Here is a 16,929-nt window from a genome sequence, read left to right on the forward strand (position 1 = left end):
GGTGCGGCTCTATCTAGGGGATGACTTTCTTTTCCACGCGCACGGAGAGCGGAAGAGCGCTTCGACGAGGGATGGCGATGGGCTTGCCGCCTTTTCTCCCTTGGCCACGTCACCGCCGAAGGAGTAGCCAAGACGCGACTGCCGCAAAGCGCACAGCGGGTGTCACCCCACTAACTGGCGGATAACCAAGCTGCCGGCACCTGACGGATGGCGATGGGGACGAAACCAACGGCAAGCCTTATCTAAGCACTAGCTGGTGCAGGACGGGGCTCAACGGCCAGATTTGACTTGCGTCTGCAACAGGCGCGTTGATCGGTTACATCTGCATTAGCGCCTAGCTTGATCGCCGCCTTCAATCGATGGCATTTGCCAACCTGTTTGGGTTAGGCTGTCGTCCGTCCTAAAATGCACTTCGTTTTATCTCACGGAGTGCTTTACCTTGGACGACAAAGATAGCGATCGCCCCGCGCCGAACGACGGAAACCTTTCTGATGATGATCAGGAAGTTAAAGCGGTTGGCGTTGAAGTTCCAGCCAAAAAGACTGGAAGGACCCGTTCCAAAGCGCAGCGCGAACTGGACCGAAAGGCGCGCGCCGCCAAGAAATTTCCGCACGGTCCGGAAGCGCAGGAGCTCGCCGAACTCGAGCCGACGATGCCACAATCTCTGCGTGACCGGATAGCGCAGAGCGACGATCACGCATTGTGGCGCGAGGGGTTCGAGTGGATGACCACTGGTTTGCGCATGAAACTGAGGCATGGCAAGCGCTTCTATCCTAGGAACGTGATCAAGGATTTTCGCGCAGCCTATCCCATGATCGTTCTGCGCGACGAGGATCTCGAGTGGCTCGAAAGATGGCTCGGCTACCTGAAGCTGTCCCCGACTGCGCTGCGCTCCGGGGGCAAATACGGGCCTCGCGTGTCTATCGTCGATGCGCTGGGAGCGGAGGTGGATATCTATTCTTCGATCGATAACCTCAATTGGCCTCCCACCGAGCAAAGCGTGTCCGCTCCATCGCCTTCAACTGAAATGTCGACCGGAGATCTCCCGGCGCCGCCGCGCGATATGCCGTTCCGATTCAACCAGCTCACCTCCTCGACGGCAAAAACTTTCTGGCGCGTCTACTGGAACTCCAGCGATATCCATGAACTTCGCGAGGCAGGCGAGATTTTAGCCTCGGACCCTTGGGCCAGAGACGAGATGCGAACGCTCGGCACCGAGGCCGAATCCCTTTTTGTCCAGACGATGGCGAAGCTTGGGATACCCCTGCCGTGAGAATGTCTGACGAAAGGGGTGTAGCTTTTAAGCAGGATGGGGGCGGTATGACCGCCCCGGTCAACATCGTGTCGCTGCGCTTCGTGACGTTGGTTTTTAGCGCCGCCATCCGGCGCGCGGTGAGCGCGGAGCGCATGGGATGAGCAAAGAGGAGAAGAGCGATAAGCGTAAACGCGCCATCTTGAGTGTCTGTTGCGAGAGCGAGGAACAGAAGCGGCAGATCGAGCGCGCGGCGGGCGGAAATACCTCGCGATACGTCCTCGAACGGGTTTTGTATGATGATGGATACGAAGACCGTCGCCACGACGTCGCGGCGCGAGTGATGCGCCTAGCCGACGAACTGTCAGATGAACTGCACCGGATTGGGGATCTCGTGCGCGCAACCACGGGGTTGCGGCAGGCAGTAGACCGCTCTTCGGCAACTTCAAACGATCGTCGCATTCTTCAGGCTATCGAAGACATAAGTTCCATCATCTCGAAACTACTGGAGGGCCACGAACAACGGACGCATCTCTCCGGCGAGTTGATCAAAACGATCTTGGATTACTCCACAGCCTGCGCCGAATGGGATTTGCGTCAGAAGCGCAAGGCCACCATCCAACAGCGTCGGGCGCGCTCGTCATGATCATCAAGATCTGGCGATACCAAGTGCGGCAAAAGGAAGGCATGCGCCCCCGGACAGCGCAGAAGAACGATTTCGACATCGCCTTTGGATGCGCAAGCTACATTGCCGGACTGAGTATTGAACCCGAATGCGTGGAAGCGTTCGAGAATGCCCTGGCTGTTACGGACGGTTCGTCAGATGCGCGGCGGGCAGGTGATTACATCGTGCGCCAGGACGATCACGATGTCGCTGGAATTTTGGCCCACGGGCTGGGCGACGGAGACATCGTCGAACAGATCCAGGTGATGGCCGTGGCCGCCGCTTCGGCGGGTCTGGAGTATTTCTTCCACTATACCTGGTCACACCGTGACGGTGAGATGTTCGCTCCGTACGAACTGGCCCGGCAGAACCGCACCATTCGCCATGTGCTGGAAGCCTCCGGATGTCCTTCCCTGGAAGCGTATCATCGCGAAAAACGTCGAGGAAAGTCTCAGATCCATGGCCACGGCAATCTGCTCTCGGTCGATCAAAACGGCGTGGGCAAGCCGCTGGCGCATTCCTGGTACAGGGAAGCAGCGCATCTGGCCATCGCCGTTGTGGAGCGGGACGATGGCCTGCGCCCCGAACCGATGCGGCGCTACATCGCTACCGATGAAGGCGTATTCGGACTGTTTACAGGCGTTCGAGTAGCCGACCGCAGCGGACGGATCCTGCGCGCAACTGATCCGGCCAAGCTCGACCGCGAAGGCGAAACCCTTCCCGATGGTGGACTGATGGCACGTGCGCGCCGACAGCATCAGGCAGTCATCGAGGGGAACGACGCTCCGGACGGATATGAGCCGGGCGACCGATGGCCCCTCGAGCGGTTCGCGAAAATCGTGATTGCTCCACGGATCCAGAACGCCCGAAACTGGCAGGAGGTGCATCGCAATCTCGCGCCGCTCGGAATACGATATACTGTGGTCGGCAATACAGGCCGCCTCATTGCAATCGGCGAGAACGGAGAACCGAGCGGGGAATGGGTCGGTCCAGGCGCCGCCTACACCAATGCGGCTATTGGCAAGTTGAGCAAACGCTTCAAAGCCGATTTCGAGCCCTCGCAGGGCGCGCTCGACTTGCGTCCGCTAACCATGCCAGTATTCAACCGACCGGACGATGCGTCGGAAGAGCCTGTCGAAAAGAAAGAACTGGCCAGGCAAGAGACCGCTCAACTCAAGCCGGAGATCGAAGCCATCGAGCGGCACCTTGCCGACGAAGGGAGACGTCGACGTAAGGAGATACAGCAAGCCAAGCTAGGGAAGGACCATAATCCGGCCATCGCCGCAGAAGCGGTCCGCCGACGCCAGGAAGAAGAAACCGTGCGTGAGTTCGCGATCGCGAAAGGCGCGCGGCGAACGCGCAGGACGGCAGCGACCAAGTCGGACGTTGCCGAACGCGTTAGCGGTTGGCGACCGATCTGCCTGATCATCTGGGGCGCAATCAGGAAGCGCAGAAGAAAGGCTTCGGCCAATCGGCGCGCCGCCCTCGATGCACGTTACGACATCAGACCCAAGGAAGGGCATGTCGAATACTGGCTGCGCGGCCCCGCGGGCGACGCCACCCTCGCCTTTGTCGAATCCGATAACCTCATTACGGTCAGGCATACCGCGCGCCGCGTCAATATCGACGCTCTCGAAATCGCGAGCGAGAAGTATGAGCGGATCCGGATCGCAGGAACTGAGCGCGCGATATCGGATAGCATCAAGATCGCCGCCGAGCTCGACGTGGTCCTGGAGGACAACCAGACCGAGACAGGACTAGAGCATCGAAAAGCCGTTGCAGCGAGCAGAACCGGCAGCATTCTCGAAGCATCCAGGCGGTTTCACAAAACAACCGATGATCGTGCTCGCACACGGCAGGCGGCACGACGGGATCGGAAAGACCGCGACTTTTTCACGGAGGCGGCGGTATGCGGTGAAAGCAGCTCCTTGAAGGCGTCGGTCGCCGCGTATTTGAACAGCAATCAGCGTACGCTAGCTCATGCCGACGACACCGAGGTCATCGAAGCGCGGCGAAGCTTGGACGAGGACATCGATCACGACCGCCTGTTCCTCGCATCATCGCGCTATCACGTCCGTTACCAAGGGCACCATTTTCGATTCCTAGACGATGTTGCCTTGACGAAGGCGTTCAGCGCGGCGCCCGAGCTTCTCATCGACCGCGAGTTGCAGGACAGGCTGCGCGCCATCGAGGCCATTCAGCTGGACAAACGACGCATCATCGCTGCTGCGATTGTTGCCGGTGCCGCCTCGATCGGCGACGGCGAACTTAGCATTGATGGCCCGCAGGCTGCCTGGGCGCAGGATTTTTGGAAGGCGCAGCGGTCCGACCCGACATTCCAGCGCCTGATTGCCGTCGCATGGGCAAGACCAGACAGATTTACGTATGACGAAAGCGCGCGGCCTGGAGAGCGAAGCCAAACGCTGGCTTTGCAGAACAATGAGCTGCCGCTTGCAAAGGCCATCGCGCGTCAGATGCTTGCCTACGAGCGGATCAATATCACCGCCGCCGAAAGCAATCGATCTCCCATGGAAACCGCGAGTATACCTTCGGAAAGCGCTGTTCCCGAGCTCCCATCCGACAAATCTTCCCGCACTGAAACCGGCATCCCTCATCCTGCCGATGGGACGGATCAAAAACCCCCCGAACGGCCACGACATCTTGGTCCTGCCGGTCCGGACGACTTCGAACGATGACCGCGATCATCCTTCTCATCCTTGGTATCCGGCTTGCCGTAAAATGCGACGATCGAGATCGCGCGGTGAGCATGCGTGCCCGCTTCGATTCCTATCGCAATCGGCTCGCGCTCATCCTCGCGACACCGCATGATTTACGTTACGCAATTCGCTGCCGTCGCCGCGGAGAAAGCTCTCGGTTGAGTGAAGAAACACCCGATCCTTCCCGATAAGCGCCGGCCGCAACGAACGTCCGGTTGACCGACGATAACAACCAGCGAACCCAGCGACATTCGCTGCCTTCGCTGGAGCCGACAGGAAAGGTTCGAAATCATGAAAAAGAGGGATTACAAGACGCAGACCGACGTCGATGCGATTGCCAATCGGTTATTGCAAGAGGCCGGCGGCGATCTCGACCAGGTGTATGGGAACGCCGTTGCTACCGCGCTTGGCATGCCGAAAGGCAACCAGTCGGTCTACGATAAGGTAGAAGACTGGAAGACACGCATGGAAGCGCAGGGCATACGACACGTTCGGCAGGCGCCCGACGGCCTGCGTGATGAACTCGAAAGGCAGCTTCGGGCCGGTGTCGAAGACATGGTGTATGTCGCGCTGGGGCTCACGGGGAAGACCATCGACGAGGAGCGTCAGCGTAGCGACCAGACCGAAGCCTTGCTGCGCAAAGAAATTGCTCTCCTTGAAAGCAAACTCGTCAGTGAACGGGAAGCCCGTGCACTCGCGGACGGTAAGGTTGAGACGCTGGCGCAGGACCTGGCGGGTTCCGCCCGGAACATTGCAGCCGAGCAGGAGCGTGCGGATCTCGCAGAGGCACGGCTCGACGAACTCCGCAACCAACACGATGCCCTGCTCGGAAGGTTGGGCGTAGCATCTGTCCAAGGCGAGGTGGTGAGGGAAACGGCGGCAACTGAAGAAGCCGAAGATTATCCCATAGACATGTCGCGATACGACTACGACGAATAACGCATCCTCCCGAGAGACGAGGACGGGGCGGCCAAGAGGCCGCCCCTTTTTTATTTCCGCAGCAGGAAAACACGACCGCCTGCACGGCGTCATGCGAACCATGAAAAGACTGGAGTGGAGGCCTGCCGGGTGAACCGGCAGAGTGAGAGGAAAAGAGCGTGAACGCTCGGCTCCCGCCTCGCCGGTTCGGCAACGAACCGAAAGGCAAAGCTTCATGAATACCGAGCATCTGAACGCTGACAGCGAGGCGCTCGCGCAGCGCCTCGCCACCGACGACAATTACCGCGTCCTGCGCGCGGTCCCGCGGCCATATTTCGATGCGCCAAAAGGCGCACCGCCCGATAAGCGATGCGTCGCGCTGATCGACTTGGAAAGCACGGGTCTCGATCCCGCGAGCGATCGCATCATGGAATTGGCGATCATGCTCGTCTGGGTGGACGAGAATGGCGAGGTCGTGAACCATGCCGCGCCTCGCGTCTGGCAGGAAGATCCGGGCGTCATGATCGACCCGCGCATCACCTGGCTTACGTTCCTTGCGAACCATCACCTGATCGGTAAGTCGATCCCCGACGAAACGGTCCTTGCCATGCTGGACCGCGCGGACTTACTCGTGGCGCATAATTCTTCGTTTGAGATCGCCTGGCTGGAGCGGCGCTATCCGCAACTCGCCGGTGCCGCCTGGGGATGTTCGATGAAGGACATCGACTGGCTGCGCGCCGGGCTCGATGGGCGCGCCCAGCAATGGCTGCTGGCGCAGGAAGGCTGGCACACTACCGCCCACCGCGCAGGCGACGATGTCTGGAGCCTTTTCTGGCTTCTCCAGCAGCGCCGCGGCGGTTGGGGCGCCGATCCCGAACGCTCGCACTTCAAGCGCCTGCTGGAAGGCGCCGACCGGACCACGACGCTCGTGCGCGCAACCGGCTCGCCGATCGGGAAGAAGGATCTGCTGAAAGCGAGGCAATATCGCTGGAACGCGGGCGCGAGCGTCTGGGAAAGAGAGATCGAGCCCGAACTGGTCGATCACGAGCGGGCCTGGTTTTATCGCAGCGGCCTTCCGGAGCCGACGCTCAGCAACATGACCGCACGCGAACGGCACCGCTGATCGCAGCTCCCCATCCAACCTTTAACGACCTTCACAAAGGCCCGCCCGATCCTGCGGGCCTTCGTGCATCTGCAGTGGAGAATTTACATGACCAATAACACCCACAATGGCGTAACCGATCTCGTCGCGCTGGAGCGCTCGCTCGAGCGACAGGCGCATGCCGCTATCGCTGCGCACGCACGGGACGAAATAACTGGCCCGCGCGTCTTCCTCGTCTGCGATTTCGAGTACAAATTCCGGCACGAGGCCCACAGGGGCTGGGCCTACGGCCGTGAACCCAAATACGACCAGCATGGCCGCCGAAAGGAAGAAAAGATTCGCTGGCCTTTCCACACTATCGCCGCCGCTGCCTGGATGGTGGTGCGGTTCGATGGGCAGAGCGACCTTCCCGAGATCGCCGAACCTGTCGTCATGACGCTCGCTGATCATGCCGAAGTCGACATCCTGCGAGGGTTGTTCGATGCGCTCAATTCCATTGGACGCGAAGCGCGGATGGTGACCTGGGGCGGAGAGGTCCGCGATCTCGCCGTGCTGCGCTACCAGGCCTGCCGTCACAGTCTGAACCTGCCAATCCATTTGCGCGACACCTCGCCTCACGCGCGCGAACGGATCGACCTGTGCCGCTCGACCACCGTGCAGGCCGATCCGGTGCATCTCGACGAGTATGCGGCGGGTGCCGGCATCCCCGCCAAACCTTCGCCGCCCGAAGACATTGGCAAACTGGTCGAGGCCGGCGACTGGGTCGCGGTCCACGATCACGTCCTCGCCGATGTGCTGACCACTACGATCGTCGCCCTGCGCTGGCTTGCCGCGATGGGCGAGATCGGCTGCGACCGTGAGCGCGCCGCAATGGCCGTCGCCGATGCGGCGTTGGCGGCCTCACCGGACAGCGCGTTCGTGATCCGCGACTTCAAACCGTGGGCAAGAGACCGGCTGCGTTCGGCGGCCCTGCGAGGAAATGTCTACCGAATTGAGGAAGCGGCATGACTGCCGTCCGCCGTATGTCGCATCCGCGCGTTTTGGTTTCGGTCTGTATCGATGGTTGCCGGATGCCAGGCGCAGCGCTGCTCGTGGTGAGGACAGGTCCCAAGCGCGGCGCGAGGTTCGAGCTTGATCGGCGCTCGTTCGGATCCGCCGAAACGCAACGCACGGTCATCACTTCTATCGCCGAGCGGATCCCGCGCGATGCGATCGTGCTGGCGCACACAAAGCACTTGTCGGATCATGCGCTGCGACACAGCGCCGTCCTGGGCCGGCCGCTACCGCCCGATCCCCCGGCGCTGATCGCGCGCTACCGGCCCGATCTCAGGACGATCTGCCTGCCCTGCGAACGACGCGAACTTCTCGATGCGGCGGCAGCCTATGGCATCGTCGCCGAGAGCGGTCCCATGTGGACGAGGATGGAAACCAGGGCCGCACGCGATGCGCAGGCGCTCTGGCTGCTCTTCTTGTGGACCCATTGCAGGCCGAAGCAGCGCAACTGGTTGGCCGCGGCATGGGAAGCGTGGCGCGGGATCGAGCGGGCACGCAAGGCGCAGAGCTGAAAGCCTGGCAGGATCGCGTCGCCGCAGCGGCGCAGCACCAGCGGATCGGCGGTCGGGATGACTACGATTACGATGAAATAAAGAGGGAGGAAAAGATGACGTGATCCAGCAGGAGGACGGGAACCGGCACGGCCCGTCGTTCGCGATCCACCGTGCCATCCGCGCTCGCCATCCCGCGGGCGATCAGCAGCCGCTTGTCCGCTCAGGACAGCGGCTTTTTTTCATATCAGAAGGACTTATCAAAATGCCCAGGAAGAAAACCACGAGCCAGGCGCTTGTGCCGACCGGAGGAACCAAAACCTACGCCATCGCCGGCAAGAAGATCAAAGCGACTCAGATCTTCCACGTTCCAGAACGCCATCCAGCTAGCGACGGACCGTGGCAGCAAGAGCCGGACAAGCTCGCCTGGGTCGATGCCGCGACCGGCCTGCCTTGTACCATCCTGCGGCAGGAAGACGGGGTGCTGGGGGGCTATACCGGCGTAGGCGAGGATCATCCCCTATTCGGGTTCGAGGTCGACGCCGTGCCGGGGGCGCTCGGCATCTGTCCGCACGGCGGCCTCGATTACGCGGCGCCGTGCGAGGACGGGCCGGCGGAGATCACCATCTGCCATCCGATCATCGCTGATAGAAAACGCCCGGGCCGTGGCAAAAATAGTGACGATGGTAGCGCTCACCAACCGCTCTGGTGGTTCGGGTTCCAGTGCGACCGGAACCACGATCTGGTCCCCGGACGTCCGATAAATGCGAACGACCTCGGCGCGGAGAACGGCCGGATCTATCGTGACATCGCATATGTCTATTCGCAGACGTGCAGGCTCGCCCGACTGCTCAAGGCCGCCGTCGATGGCACGAGCGACAGCAACACCCAGCTCGATCCGGCATCCCCGCCGCCGGTCGGTCTCGATCCGGAGCGCCGCCGGTGAGCGCGCGTGAGTGGGACGAGATCCCCTACACCGAACGGTTCAATCCCGCGTTGCCGTGGGGTTACTGGCTCGTCGCCGAGGGTGAGCTCGATGGCTATCCGCCGCTGACAGACCACACCGGTCAGATCTGGAGCAGCGTACGGGAATACTTTTGGGCGGAGCGGTTGGGCATGGCCGCGATCCCGCGCAGCGATACCCGCAACCAGGAGCTCGAGTTCATGCTCGCCACGCTGGTCTCGCTCGACCGCCGGGTGATCTACACCGAGGAACGCGCGGTCGACCTGTTCGGCAGTTGGGACCGGAGCAGGCATTACATGAGCTGGCTCGCTGGCCACAAGCTGCTGATGCCGCAGCCGGAAGCCGGTCTCGACGCCGAACTGTCGCCCGAGGGACGTGCAGTTCTGGTGATGCTCGCTTCCACCCGGAGTCCCGATGCGGCGCCGCTCGCGATCGGCCTGCCGACGCTCAATTGGTTCCACGGCCTCACCAGCACGCCCGATAAGGACGAGCGCGATCGCCTGATCGCGGCGCAGGAGCGTGCGACCGTGCACCTGCAATACCGGTTCGGGCGCAAAAGCATCGCCGGGCAGCCGGCCATCGTGCTCGCGGGTGTCGGCCTCGGACCGAACATTCCGCTCACCCGCGTGCTCTGGTCCGTCACGTTCGCGGACGACTACGCGCGCGACAGAATGCTCTTCTGGCTCCACGAGCGCATCGACCGCTGGCCTGACTGGGGAGAGCTTGCCTATCGGCAAGGCGCCCGGGCGTTGAGTGAGCGGCTGATGCAGCTCGCGTTCGCCGACAGGGAGATTGGTGGCGGCGGCTAAAGCGAGACTGGGGCGGCCTAGCAAGGGTTGCCCCTTCTTTTTTGCATCCGCATTCGCCAGCCCGCCCCTAAATGTCTGCCTCGCGCCCTCATCCCGGTCATAGGGAGTGCCGAATGCGGCGCGCAAAAGCGGACGAAGATGTCGGGTCACAGCAATGTCCGCTTACGGGGCATTCCGGGCAGCCCTTGGATGTCGGGGATTGGGGTGGAAAGCGGACATTAAAGCGATCACGTTTTGGAACGTCTTTCAACGACCCAGTTGCGTAAGGGCACCTGCACTTGCCCAGCACCAATTTGAGAAAGTGTTTGTAGCTTGTAAGCAGAGGGTGTTTTCTATAAACGAAAACATAATTGAGCGAATGGGGTTGGATGGCCAACGAATTGGCGATAGAAAATGAACGCACAGAAAGAGTTCATATCATTATTGATAATCTGCTGCGAAAAATTTTCGCTTTGCTCATTTACTCACGATCGAATAAATCATGAGTGCTAACCTTGAAATAGCCTTACGGGCTCTATTCGAGATAGCAGACGGTCCATCCGAACGGTCGGAGGAGGCGGACCTGCTCGATGAAAATACCAGAAAAGCTATTAATGTGCGGCGTAGACGACACGAAATGAAGGTTCATGCCGAGAAGTTAGTTTCGCTGTTAACATCGCGCGAAAAGGACACTCTCACTCTTGTAACATTAGGTCACTCCACGAAAAGCATTGCATGCGTTTTCGACATCAGTCCTCGAACCGTTGAAATCCATAGAGGTAATGCTTTTCGGAAGATCAATGCGGTGTCGACCGCCGATGCCGTTCGGATTGGGGTGTATGCAGGGCTGGACCTCCAAGAAGACCAGACTGACCCTGCGCACCTTTCTGAATCTCAAGCATAATTCTAAGCCAAGCAAGCAAGATCGTGGTGCTAGCCTCGGTTGCCACTGCCTCGGCTTCGGAACTAAAGATGGGGCAAGAGACTTTGACGACGGCATGGCCATCGGGGACATTCACCGTCAAATCAAAGAAGTCCGATGACGCAATCCGCTCTGCTGCATCCCTGTATCTTTCGTGCTCAAGCAACTCTTCAAAAGCGCTTTCGTCAGGAATACAACCCACTAATTGGATAACTGGCCCAGGAGCTAATTGCGCAAGATGATAGCAATGGCGCAAAGCGCATTCGATCGTCTTCGTCTTTTCACTCAAACTGGCTTCGAGTAACCCCAAACGCTCAAACCAAAGTTCCGGTGCCAAGGGTTCAATAGCGACACTTCGATCATTATCCATGCAACTCGCTTTCCCTAAGCGACCCCTGCTTATGAAAAAACTTGAGCCTCATCTGACATAAGTGCAAATCTTTCTCAATATCAATTGTTGCGAAAGGTCATTCTTGTCCAATAAATGGTAGCAAAAGCAACATTTTTACCACGAGGAAACAATCGAGAGATTGAAAACTCTGCGCCCACAGTCGGGTCGTTCGCTGACGGGCGGCTTTCGGCTCGTCCTTGAGAGAGCCACCTTCATCCTTCTAATCGCCGGTTCACGACTGGTTGGGGGTGGTTGTGTCCGGCACAGTTCTCATGTCATTCGTCCCCTTGGGTCACAGAACATTAGTCACCGGGCCAGCCATGGTTGGACAGGTGGTTCTCGTTTCTCCACTCAGCAATCCGTTTCGCCCGACCGCCCATCAGGTTGGCGGCTTCCTCGCCTTCCTTTGCCGAACCGGACCGTCGAGCTTTATGGCTACCACTTGTTGGCCGAAGAGAACCTTATTCATCGGCATCACTGCAAGTCTTTGCAAGAAGCGGACGGAGCGCTCGCCGAAAGTGGTTAAGTTCCGGCCATGCTTTCGGGATCAGCCCTGCAGCTTGCTGGTCTGGTCCTGCTGGGCGTCGCACCTGCTGGTGCTGCAGGTTGACCCGGCTACGACTGGAAGCGGAACTGAGGCGAAAGGCTTCCGAAGTGAGGAAGCGGTGGCCGTCGATTGGGACTGGTAGCTGATTCTTGGATCGGTGGTTGTGAGCGCATTTTCAAGGTCGCGGCGGTCATAGCTATTTGAGGCTCTTTACTTGTATTGGACGGGTCATTTGCTGACTTCCGGACGTAAGTGAGGATAAGTTGCCAGTCCGCTTGTGGAGCGCCCAACGAGCGACGCGAACGTCCGCAATTGGGGCGAAAGCTGCCTCGCCGCTCTTGGTCTACAACAGAGTTATATAGCTAACTCACATGCGTTTTATGCTGCCGATCTTCGATTTTCGAGCAAGTCGGAGGGTTTTGCAGGTTTCCCGAACAAGAACCCTTGCCCTTCATGGCAGCCAAGAGCCATCAGACGCAGTCGCTGCTCCTCAGTCTCCACCCCCTCGGCAACAACTTCGAGATTGAGACCTTGCGCAAGTGAAACAACGGCCGAGACGATGGCGCTTCCTTGCGGCCTCACTCCGAGATCTGCCACGAACGCCTTATCTATCTTAAGGCGGGTCACCGGCAATTGCGACAATGTGGATAGTGAGGCGAAGCCGGTGCCGAAATCATCAAGTGCAATATTTACGCCAGACTCGCGCAGCGCCTTTAGCGTCTTCAATATTTGGTCGTCGGACCGCAACACGACGGTCTCTGTTATCTCGATCTCGACATCAGACGGCTTCAACGCGTATTTCTCAAGAGCTGAGCTGATCGAGGTGGTTAGCGTCGTATTCCCAAATTGGGCTGCGAAAAGATTAAAACTTACCCGAGGTACATCGATGCCTTGATCTCTCCAATAGGCTAGCTGACGGCAACTCTCGTCTACTACCCAATCGCCGACTTGGTTGGCTGTTAGATGCTTTTCCAGAATGCTTATGAATGCAGCCGGCGCCAAGAAACCCCGCTGCGGATGGTTCCACCTTAAGAGAGCCTCGACACCGATCAGGGTGCCGTCTGAAAGACGCACCTGCGGCTGGTACACGAGCTCCCATTCAGAGCTATCGCTTGCATTGCGAAGCTCATCTTTAAATGCACGACGATCCTGCATCTCGTCGTCTATGTTTCCGTCGAAGATTCTGACACCCCGTCCACCCGCTTTTTTTACGGCAAGAAGTGCCATATCCGCTTTGACTAAAAGTTCCTCCGCATCAGCTGCATGCAGAGGCGAAATAGCGGCGCCAATGCTGAGTCCAATTTGAATATGCTGACCGCAAATCGCGAAAGGCTCCAAAAAAACATCTCGCAAGTGCGCGGCGACGTATAAAGCCTTTTCGCATTTTGTTGTGCCTGGGAGGAGCACACCGAATTCATCGCCGCCCATTCGCGCAACCGTCGAGGTTTGTTCCAAATTGCCCACTAAGCGAAGGGAGACTGCTTGGAGAAGGCTATCGCCTACCGCATGCCCAAACGTATCATTGACCTCTTTGAAACCGTCGAGATCGAGCGCGAGCACTGTTGACCCTTTAAGGGACGCCGGGTTTTTCAATGCTGCCTCAAACCCAGCTCTGTTTATCAAACCCGTGAGCGCGTCATGGTGTGCCAGTCTCTCGAGCCTCTGCTCTTTCTCACGTCGTTCGGTAATATCTTTGAGTTTTGCTCCGATCTCGAGTCCTTTTGGTCCCAGCCAGCTAGCCAAGCTCATTTCGACAGGGAATTCGGATCCGTCGGCTCTGAGTCCAAAAAGCTCGATAGACTTGCCGGAAAGTTTGCTAACGCCAGACGCTACCGTGCGTCGTAGTCCTTCCCGATGCTGGGCACGAAAACGCTGGGGAATTATTATCTCGATGAGAGTTTCGATCACATCACTTTCGTGATGGCCAAACATCCTTTCTGCTTCTGAATTCCAGTATTTGATCCGACCCCTAGTGTCGGTAATGATCAGCGCAACATTCATGGCGCTAGCAAAACGATCTATTGAAGATGGGTCGTTCGAATGAGTCACCTCAGCGAGCCAACGAAGAACGAAAGGCCGAAAACGTTGAAACTAAGGAGTTCCACAACGCGAATCTTGAAGCTAGATGATTCCAGTCAGGCGCGCGGCGACCAGTCAAAAATTTCATAGAAGCAATCGCTTCGGAGTGTCGCTGACCACACTTTTGCATAGTCAAAATCAGTAACGGCGCTGGGCTTAGCAAGGCTTAGTGGCCGCACAAGGGACTTGCCCTAGTGGGTAGCACTTGTATAATTAACCTCTGCACACTGCGCAATTTTGACCCGCTGTTGCTCCTCAAAGAAAGTGGCGGCTTCTTTGCGGTCTTGGTGGTGAAGCGGATTAGAACAGAAAATGGCGCAATGCCAAGATTGCTTGGGAGCTGGCGAATGACTGCTCTCAAGTCTCAGAGCAGGATCCCCACAAACCAGTGAAACGATTGCGCTTGAGTCTCATCATTATCTCAGGCGCATAGCTGTCAATAGTCCGATGTGTGTGGGTGCTGCGTGACGAGCGAGTTAACATCATGCTCGAGGCGTTAGTTCGTGCTTTTGCTAGTTTGAATTTCGCACTGGCGTTGAGGCGTACTTGGTGCGTGAAGCATTGCCGTCCCCCAGATGAAACGAATGCGCTTCGGGCCCCACTAGACATATTGGAAATGGTGCTGCGTCAAATACACCGAATTTTGCGCCCGTGGCTTTTGAAAAACCCGAGAAACACCTTTCCTATATACAACCTATTTGGTTACTCGGCTGTGAAAGGAGCTTGTCATGCCATCATTCGACGCGTCGCTTATTTCTGCCTTCGCCACGCCAATCACTGCCATCGGATCGCTGATCTGGGCGATAAGGAGGGACCCAAAGGACGAATAACACAGCGTCCGCAATTAGATCGGATATCCCGAAGATGCACCAAGCGAACACCACGGTGCTCTAAAAAATCATGAGAAATCGGCGAGCAGTTTCAATTAGTGCGGCCAAGTCTCCGGTTGCCCGTAGATCGCAACGGGGCCGGTGGTAATTTGCTCGAAGCGCTCTTTCACCCTCAGCCAGAGATCGACACCGTTATGCTCTCTCCCCACCTCCAATTCGGCAATTCGATCAGCTATGAACGTGTGGCCACTGCTGCTGCCGTGGTGCCTTTCTACCCATAGAGCCATGCCCCAAATCTCTTTGTCTCGTATCATCTCAATTGAGCCCACCCAATGATCGCGATGGCCAGGACCAGAAGGAAGGTCACGGCACCAATAACCATGCGACCTTGAGGTGTGAGTGACTTAAGCATTCTCCAGCCTTTGCCTGAAACGTACCAGCGCTTCCTCGGCATCGAGGGTTACATGGAGCAACTCTTCGCCACAGGTCCCGCTTTGCAAATGCTCAAGCCACGAGCGCACGATTTGCGCATCCTCATCGTTTCGGGTGTTCAGCACAAAGGCTCCCTCCGCTTGGTCCGAGTTCGCGCTAGCCCCTCCCGGACAAGCTGATCGCCTATCGAACCCTGACTATTCGCGACAAACGCCCGCTTCCGACCATAGCGATCCTCGCCCTGTCTCCGGATCTCGAAAGTTTCGGCATTGAGAAGCTGGGTGAGGCGATAGCGCGCCCTTACAGCAAGCTCGCTTTCATATCGGCCTTGCCCGTCCAGTTCCGGCGTGTCGATATCGGCAATCCGGATCCGCTCTCGATCGACAATGAAGCTATCGCCATCGTGGACGCAGATAATTCGAACGCCTTCAGCAGCGCAGACGGCATACGCAAGCGAGATGGCCGCGAGGATCATGCAAAAGCCAGATAGATCGCGGGCAGCGCGATAACAGACATCAAAAATCCGACAAGCACCATCGCATCGCGATAGATTTCGCGATCACTACCCTCCCTATCTCTCGGATCATCCAACATTCTGTCTCCATCCCTTCCCATCGCTATCTCGGTCGAGGTGTCGTATCAATCCAACTTGGCCCCGTAAAACAGGAGCAGCACCGGCCCGGCGCGCCGCGTTCCAAACTCTAATCAACTGAACAAGGAGCCGCCACGCGGCAAAAGTGCAGAAGCAGGGGATTTGGCGTTTTAATCGCTGTTCCATCTCACCACTGTGCACAGACGACCTTTGCTCTTTAGATCAACGTACTCATCGGAGACTTCACACCACGTCCGTGGACTGTCTGGATAGACGTCGATACCTTCGATTAAATGTCAAACTTAAGCCGGCGATGACCGATCTGGGCAAAGCCGAAAATCAGGAGGTGGAACGCTGCGGGGAATCGAAAAGATTTGCGATTAAACTGGAAGCACCGTCCTGAGCTCTGCCACTGGTACATAATCCTCTTGAGCTTATTTGCGAAGATAAGCGTGCAGCATTAATTCGATATGCAGACTGCCCAATCCTATGGGCTCAGGATCAACCGAACATACGCCTGAACCAAGTCCTCTCACTTTCAGGAACCCGGGATTGGCCGGATTTCTCTAACAGGTAATTTCCTAGCAAAGCGGCCTGTTGATTCGTCATTGTCAATGTGAAGACTTCAGGTTCAACGCGCTGCTTTTTGTCTTGAATTTGAAAGTTTTCAATCGTGAGTATGAAACGTTCATCAGTTATTCTGCTTGTCCAACCGACAAGTGCGCCATGATTTTGCACTATCATCCCCGTCTATCATTCTAATCGAATCTCTATATATCACCTCATCGCTGTGAATACGAAACGCGAAAAGAATCTGCTTTCGTTAACAATCACGGATAGTGGGGTGCGCAAGCCTGTCGCCCAAGTCGCCTAAGAATTGCCGGTAACGGGCTCTTCCAGCATCCCCATAAGCTCATTCGTCTATCTCTACTGAATAAGCGGCGTGGGCGCGCCATTCCAATTTACGGCGACAAAACCAATGTGCATGATTGGCTACAGATAGGAGATCATTTCTGCCGGATCGCGGCTCTTCTCGCAAGCGATAAACTGTGTGAGATTTATAGTCTAGGAGGCGGGGTTGAACTCACCAATGTCGAGATCATCGATACCACATGCGAGGAGGATGGTTGTGCATGTTTGGAGATTGACGGACTTCAGAATGTAATCCATTTGCTCCTTCAGCGGAT

The 16,929-nt window shown here is 57.6% G+C and carries 16 protein-coding genes; 10 read left to right on the plus strand and 6 right to left on the minus strand.

Annotated elements, in window-relative coordinates; genetic code table 11:
* Positions 1–439: 439 nt before the first annotated feature.
* From GRF63_RS03370 to GRF63_RS16770, 10 genes are all read left to right on the plus strand, one after another.
* Positions 440–1,273 (plus strand): hypothetical protein, encoded by an 834-nt coding sequence (locus tag GRF63_RS03370; protein WP_160484560.1) that lies wholly within the window; start codon positions 440–442, stop codon positions 1,271–1,273.
* A gap of 139 nt (positions 1,274–1,412) precedes the next feature.
* Entirely contained in the window at positions 1,413–1,898 is a 486-nt protein-coding gene (locus GRF63_RS03375; protein ID WP_160484561.1) for a hypothetical protein, read from the plus strand.
* Positions 1,895–4,612, plus strand: a complete 2,718-nt coding sequence (locus GRF63_RS03380; RefSeq protein ID WP_160484562.1) for a hypothetical protein — start codon at positions 1,895–1,897, stop codon at positions 4,610–4,612. Before GRF63_RS03375 ends, GRF63_RS03380 begins: the two co-directional genes overlap by 4 nt.
* A 312-nt stretch (positions 4,613–4,924) precedes the next feature.
* Entirely contained in the window at positions 4,925–5,572 is a 648-nt protein-coding gene (locus tag GRF63_RS03385) for a hypothetical protein (RefSeq protein ID WP_160484563.1), read from the plus strand.
* Between the two features lie 214 nt (positions 5,573–5,786).
* Positions 5,787–6,674, plus strand: coding sequence for a DNA polymerase III subunit epsilon (locus GRF63_RS03390; RefSeq protein ID WP_160484564.1), 888 nt, complete (start codon positions 5,787–5,789; stop codon positions 6,672–6,674).
* An 87-nt stretch (positions 6,675–6,761) separates the two neighbouring features.
* Entirely contained in the window at positions 6,762–7,661 is a 900-nt protein-coding gene (locus GRF63_RS03395; protein ID WP_160484565.1) for a 3'-5' exonuclease family protein, read from the plus strand.
* Entirely contained in the window at positions 7,658–8,218 is a 561-nt protein-coding gene (locus tag GRF63_RS03400) for an FHA domain-containing protein (RefSeq protein WP_160484566.1), read from the plus strand. The genes GRF63_RS03395 and GRF63_RS03400 overlap by 4 nt, the downstream gene beginning before the upstream one ends.
* A gap of 100 nt (positions 8,219–8,318) precedes the next feature.
* A complete protein-coding gene (locus GRF63_RS03405; RefSeq protein ID WP_160484567.1) occupies positions 8,319–9,143 on the plus strand; it encodes a hypothetical protein in 825 nt (274 codons plus the stop codon).
* Positions 9,140–9,970, plus strand: coding sequence for a hypothetical protein (locus GRF63_RS03410; RefSeq protein WP_160484568.1), 831 nt, complete (start codon positions 9,140–9,142; stop codon positions 9,968–9,970). Before GRF63_RS03405 ends, GRF63_RS03410 begins: the two co-directional genes overlap by 4 nt.
* A 616-nt stretch (positions 9,971–10,586) precedes the next feature.
* Positions 10,587–10,853 (plus strand): LuxR C-terminal-related transcriptional regulator, encoded by a 267-nt coding sequence (locus tag GRF63_RS16770; protein WP_419865949.1) that lies wholly within the window; start codon positions 10,587–10,589, stop codon positions 10,851–10,853.
* On the opposite strand, the gene GRF63_RS16365 is transcribed toward GRF63_RS16770, so the two are convergent.
* The 6 genes from GRF63_RS16365 to GRF63_RS03430 form a co-directional block, all read right to left on the minus strand.
* Positions 10,747–11,241: a hypothetical protein gene (locus GRF63_RS16365; protein ID WP_202131654.1), complete on the minus strand. Its 495-nt coding sequence runs from the start codon at positions 11,239–11,241 to the stop codon at positions 10,747–10,749. The genes GRF63_RS16770 and GRF63_RS16365 overlap by 107 nt on opposite strands.
* A gap of 946 nt (positions 11,242–12,187) precedes the next feature.
* On the minus strand, positions 12,188–13,858 hold the full coding sequence (locus GRF63_RS16725; RefSeq protein ID WP_337189602.1) for a putative bifunctional diguanylate cyclase/phosphodiesterase: 1,671 nt from the start codon (positions 13,856–13,858) through the stop codon (positions 12,188–12,190).
* A 955-nt stretch (positions 13,859–14,813) separates the two neighbouring features.
* On the minus strand, positions 14,814–15,032 hold the full coding sequence (locus GRF63_RS16775; protein WP_419865942.1) for a DUF6961 family protein: 219 nt from the start codon (positions 15,030–15,032) through the stop codon (positions 14,814–14,816).
* Positions 15,033–15,268: 236 nt separating this feature from the next.
* Complete coding sequence (locus GRF63_RS03425) at positions 15,269–15,625, minus strand: thermonuclease family protein (protein WP_160484571.1); 357 nt, start codon at positions 15,623–15,625, stop codon at positions 15,269–15,271.
* On the minus strand, positions 15,622–15,744 hold the full coding sequence (locus tag GRF63_RS16635; protein ID WP_272914639.1) for a hypothetical protein: 123 nt from the start codon (positions 15,742–15,744) through the stop codon (positions 15,622–15,624). The genes GRF63_RS03425 and GRF63_RS16635 overlap by 4 nt, the downstream gene beginning before the upstream one ends.
* Before the next feature lie 499 nt (positions 15,745–16,243).
* Entirely contained in the window at positions 16,244–16,486 is a 243-nt protein-coding gene (locus GRF63_RS03430) for a hypothetical protein (RefSeq protein WP_160484572.1), read from the minus strand.
* Positions 16,487–16,929: the final 443 nt, after the last annotated feature.

This window comes from Aurantiacibacter rhizosphaerae (genome assembly GCF_009807005.1).
Lineage (GTDB): Bacteria > Pseudomonadota > Alphaproteobacteria > Sphingomonadales > Sphingomonadaceae > Alteraurantiacibacter > Alteraurantiacibacter rhizosphaerae.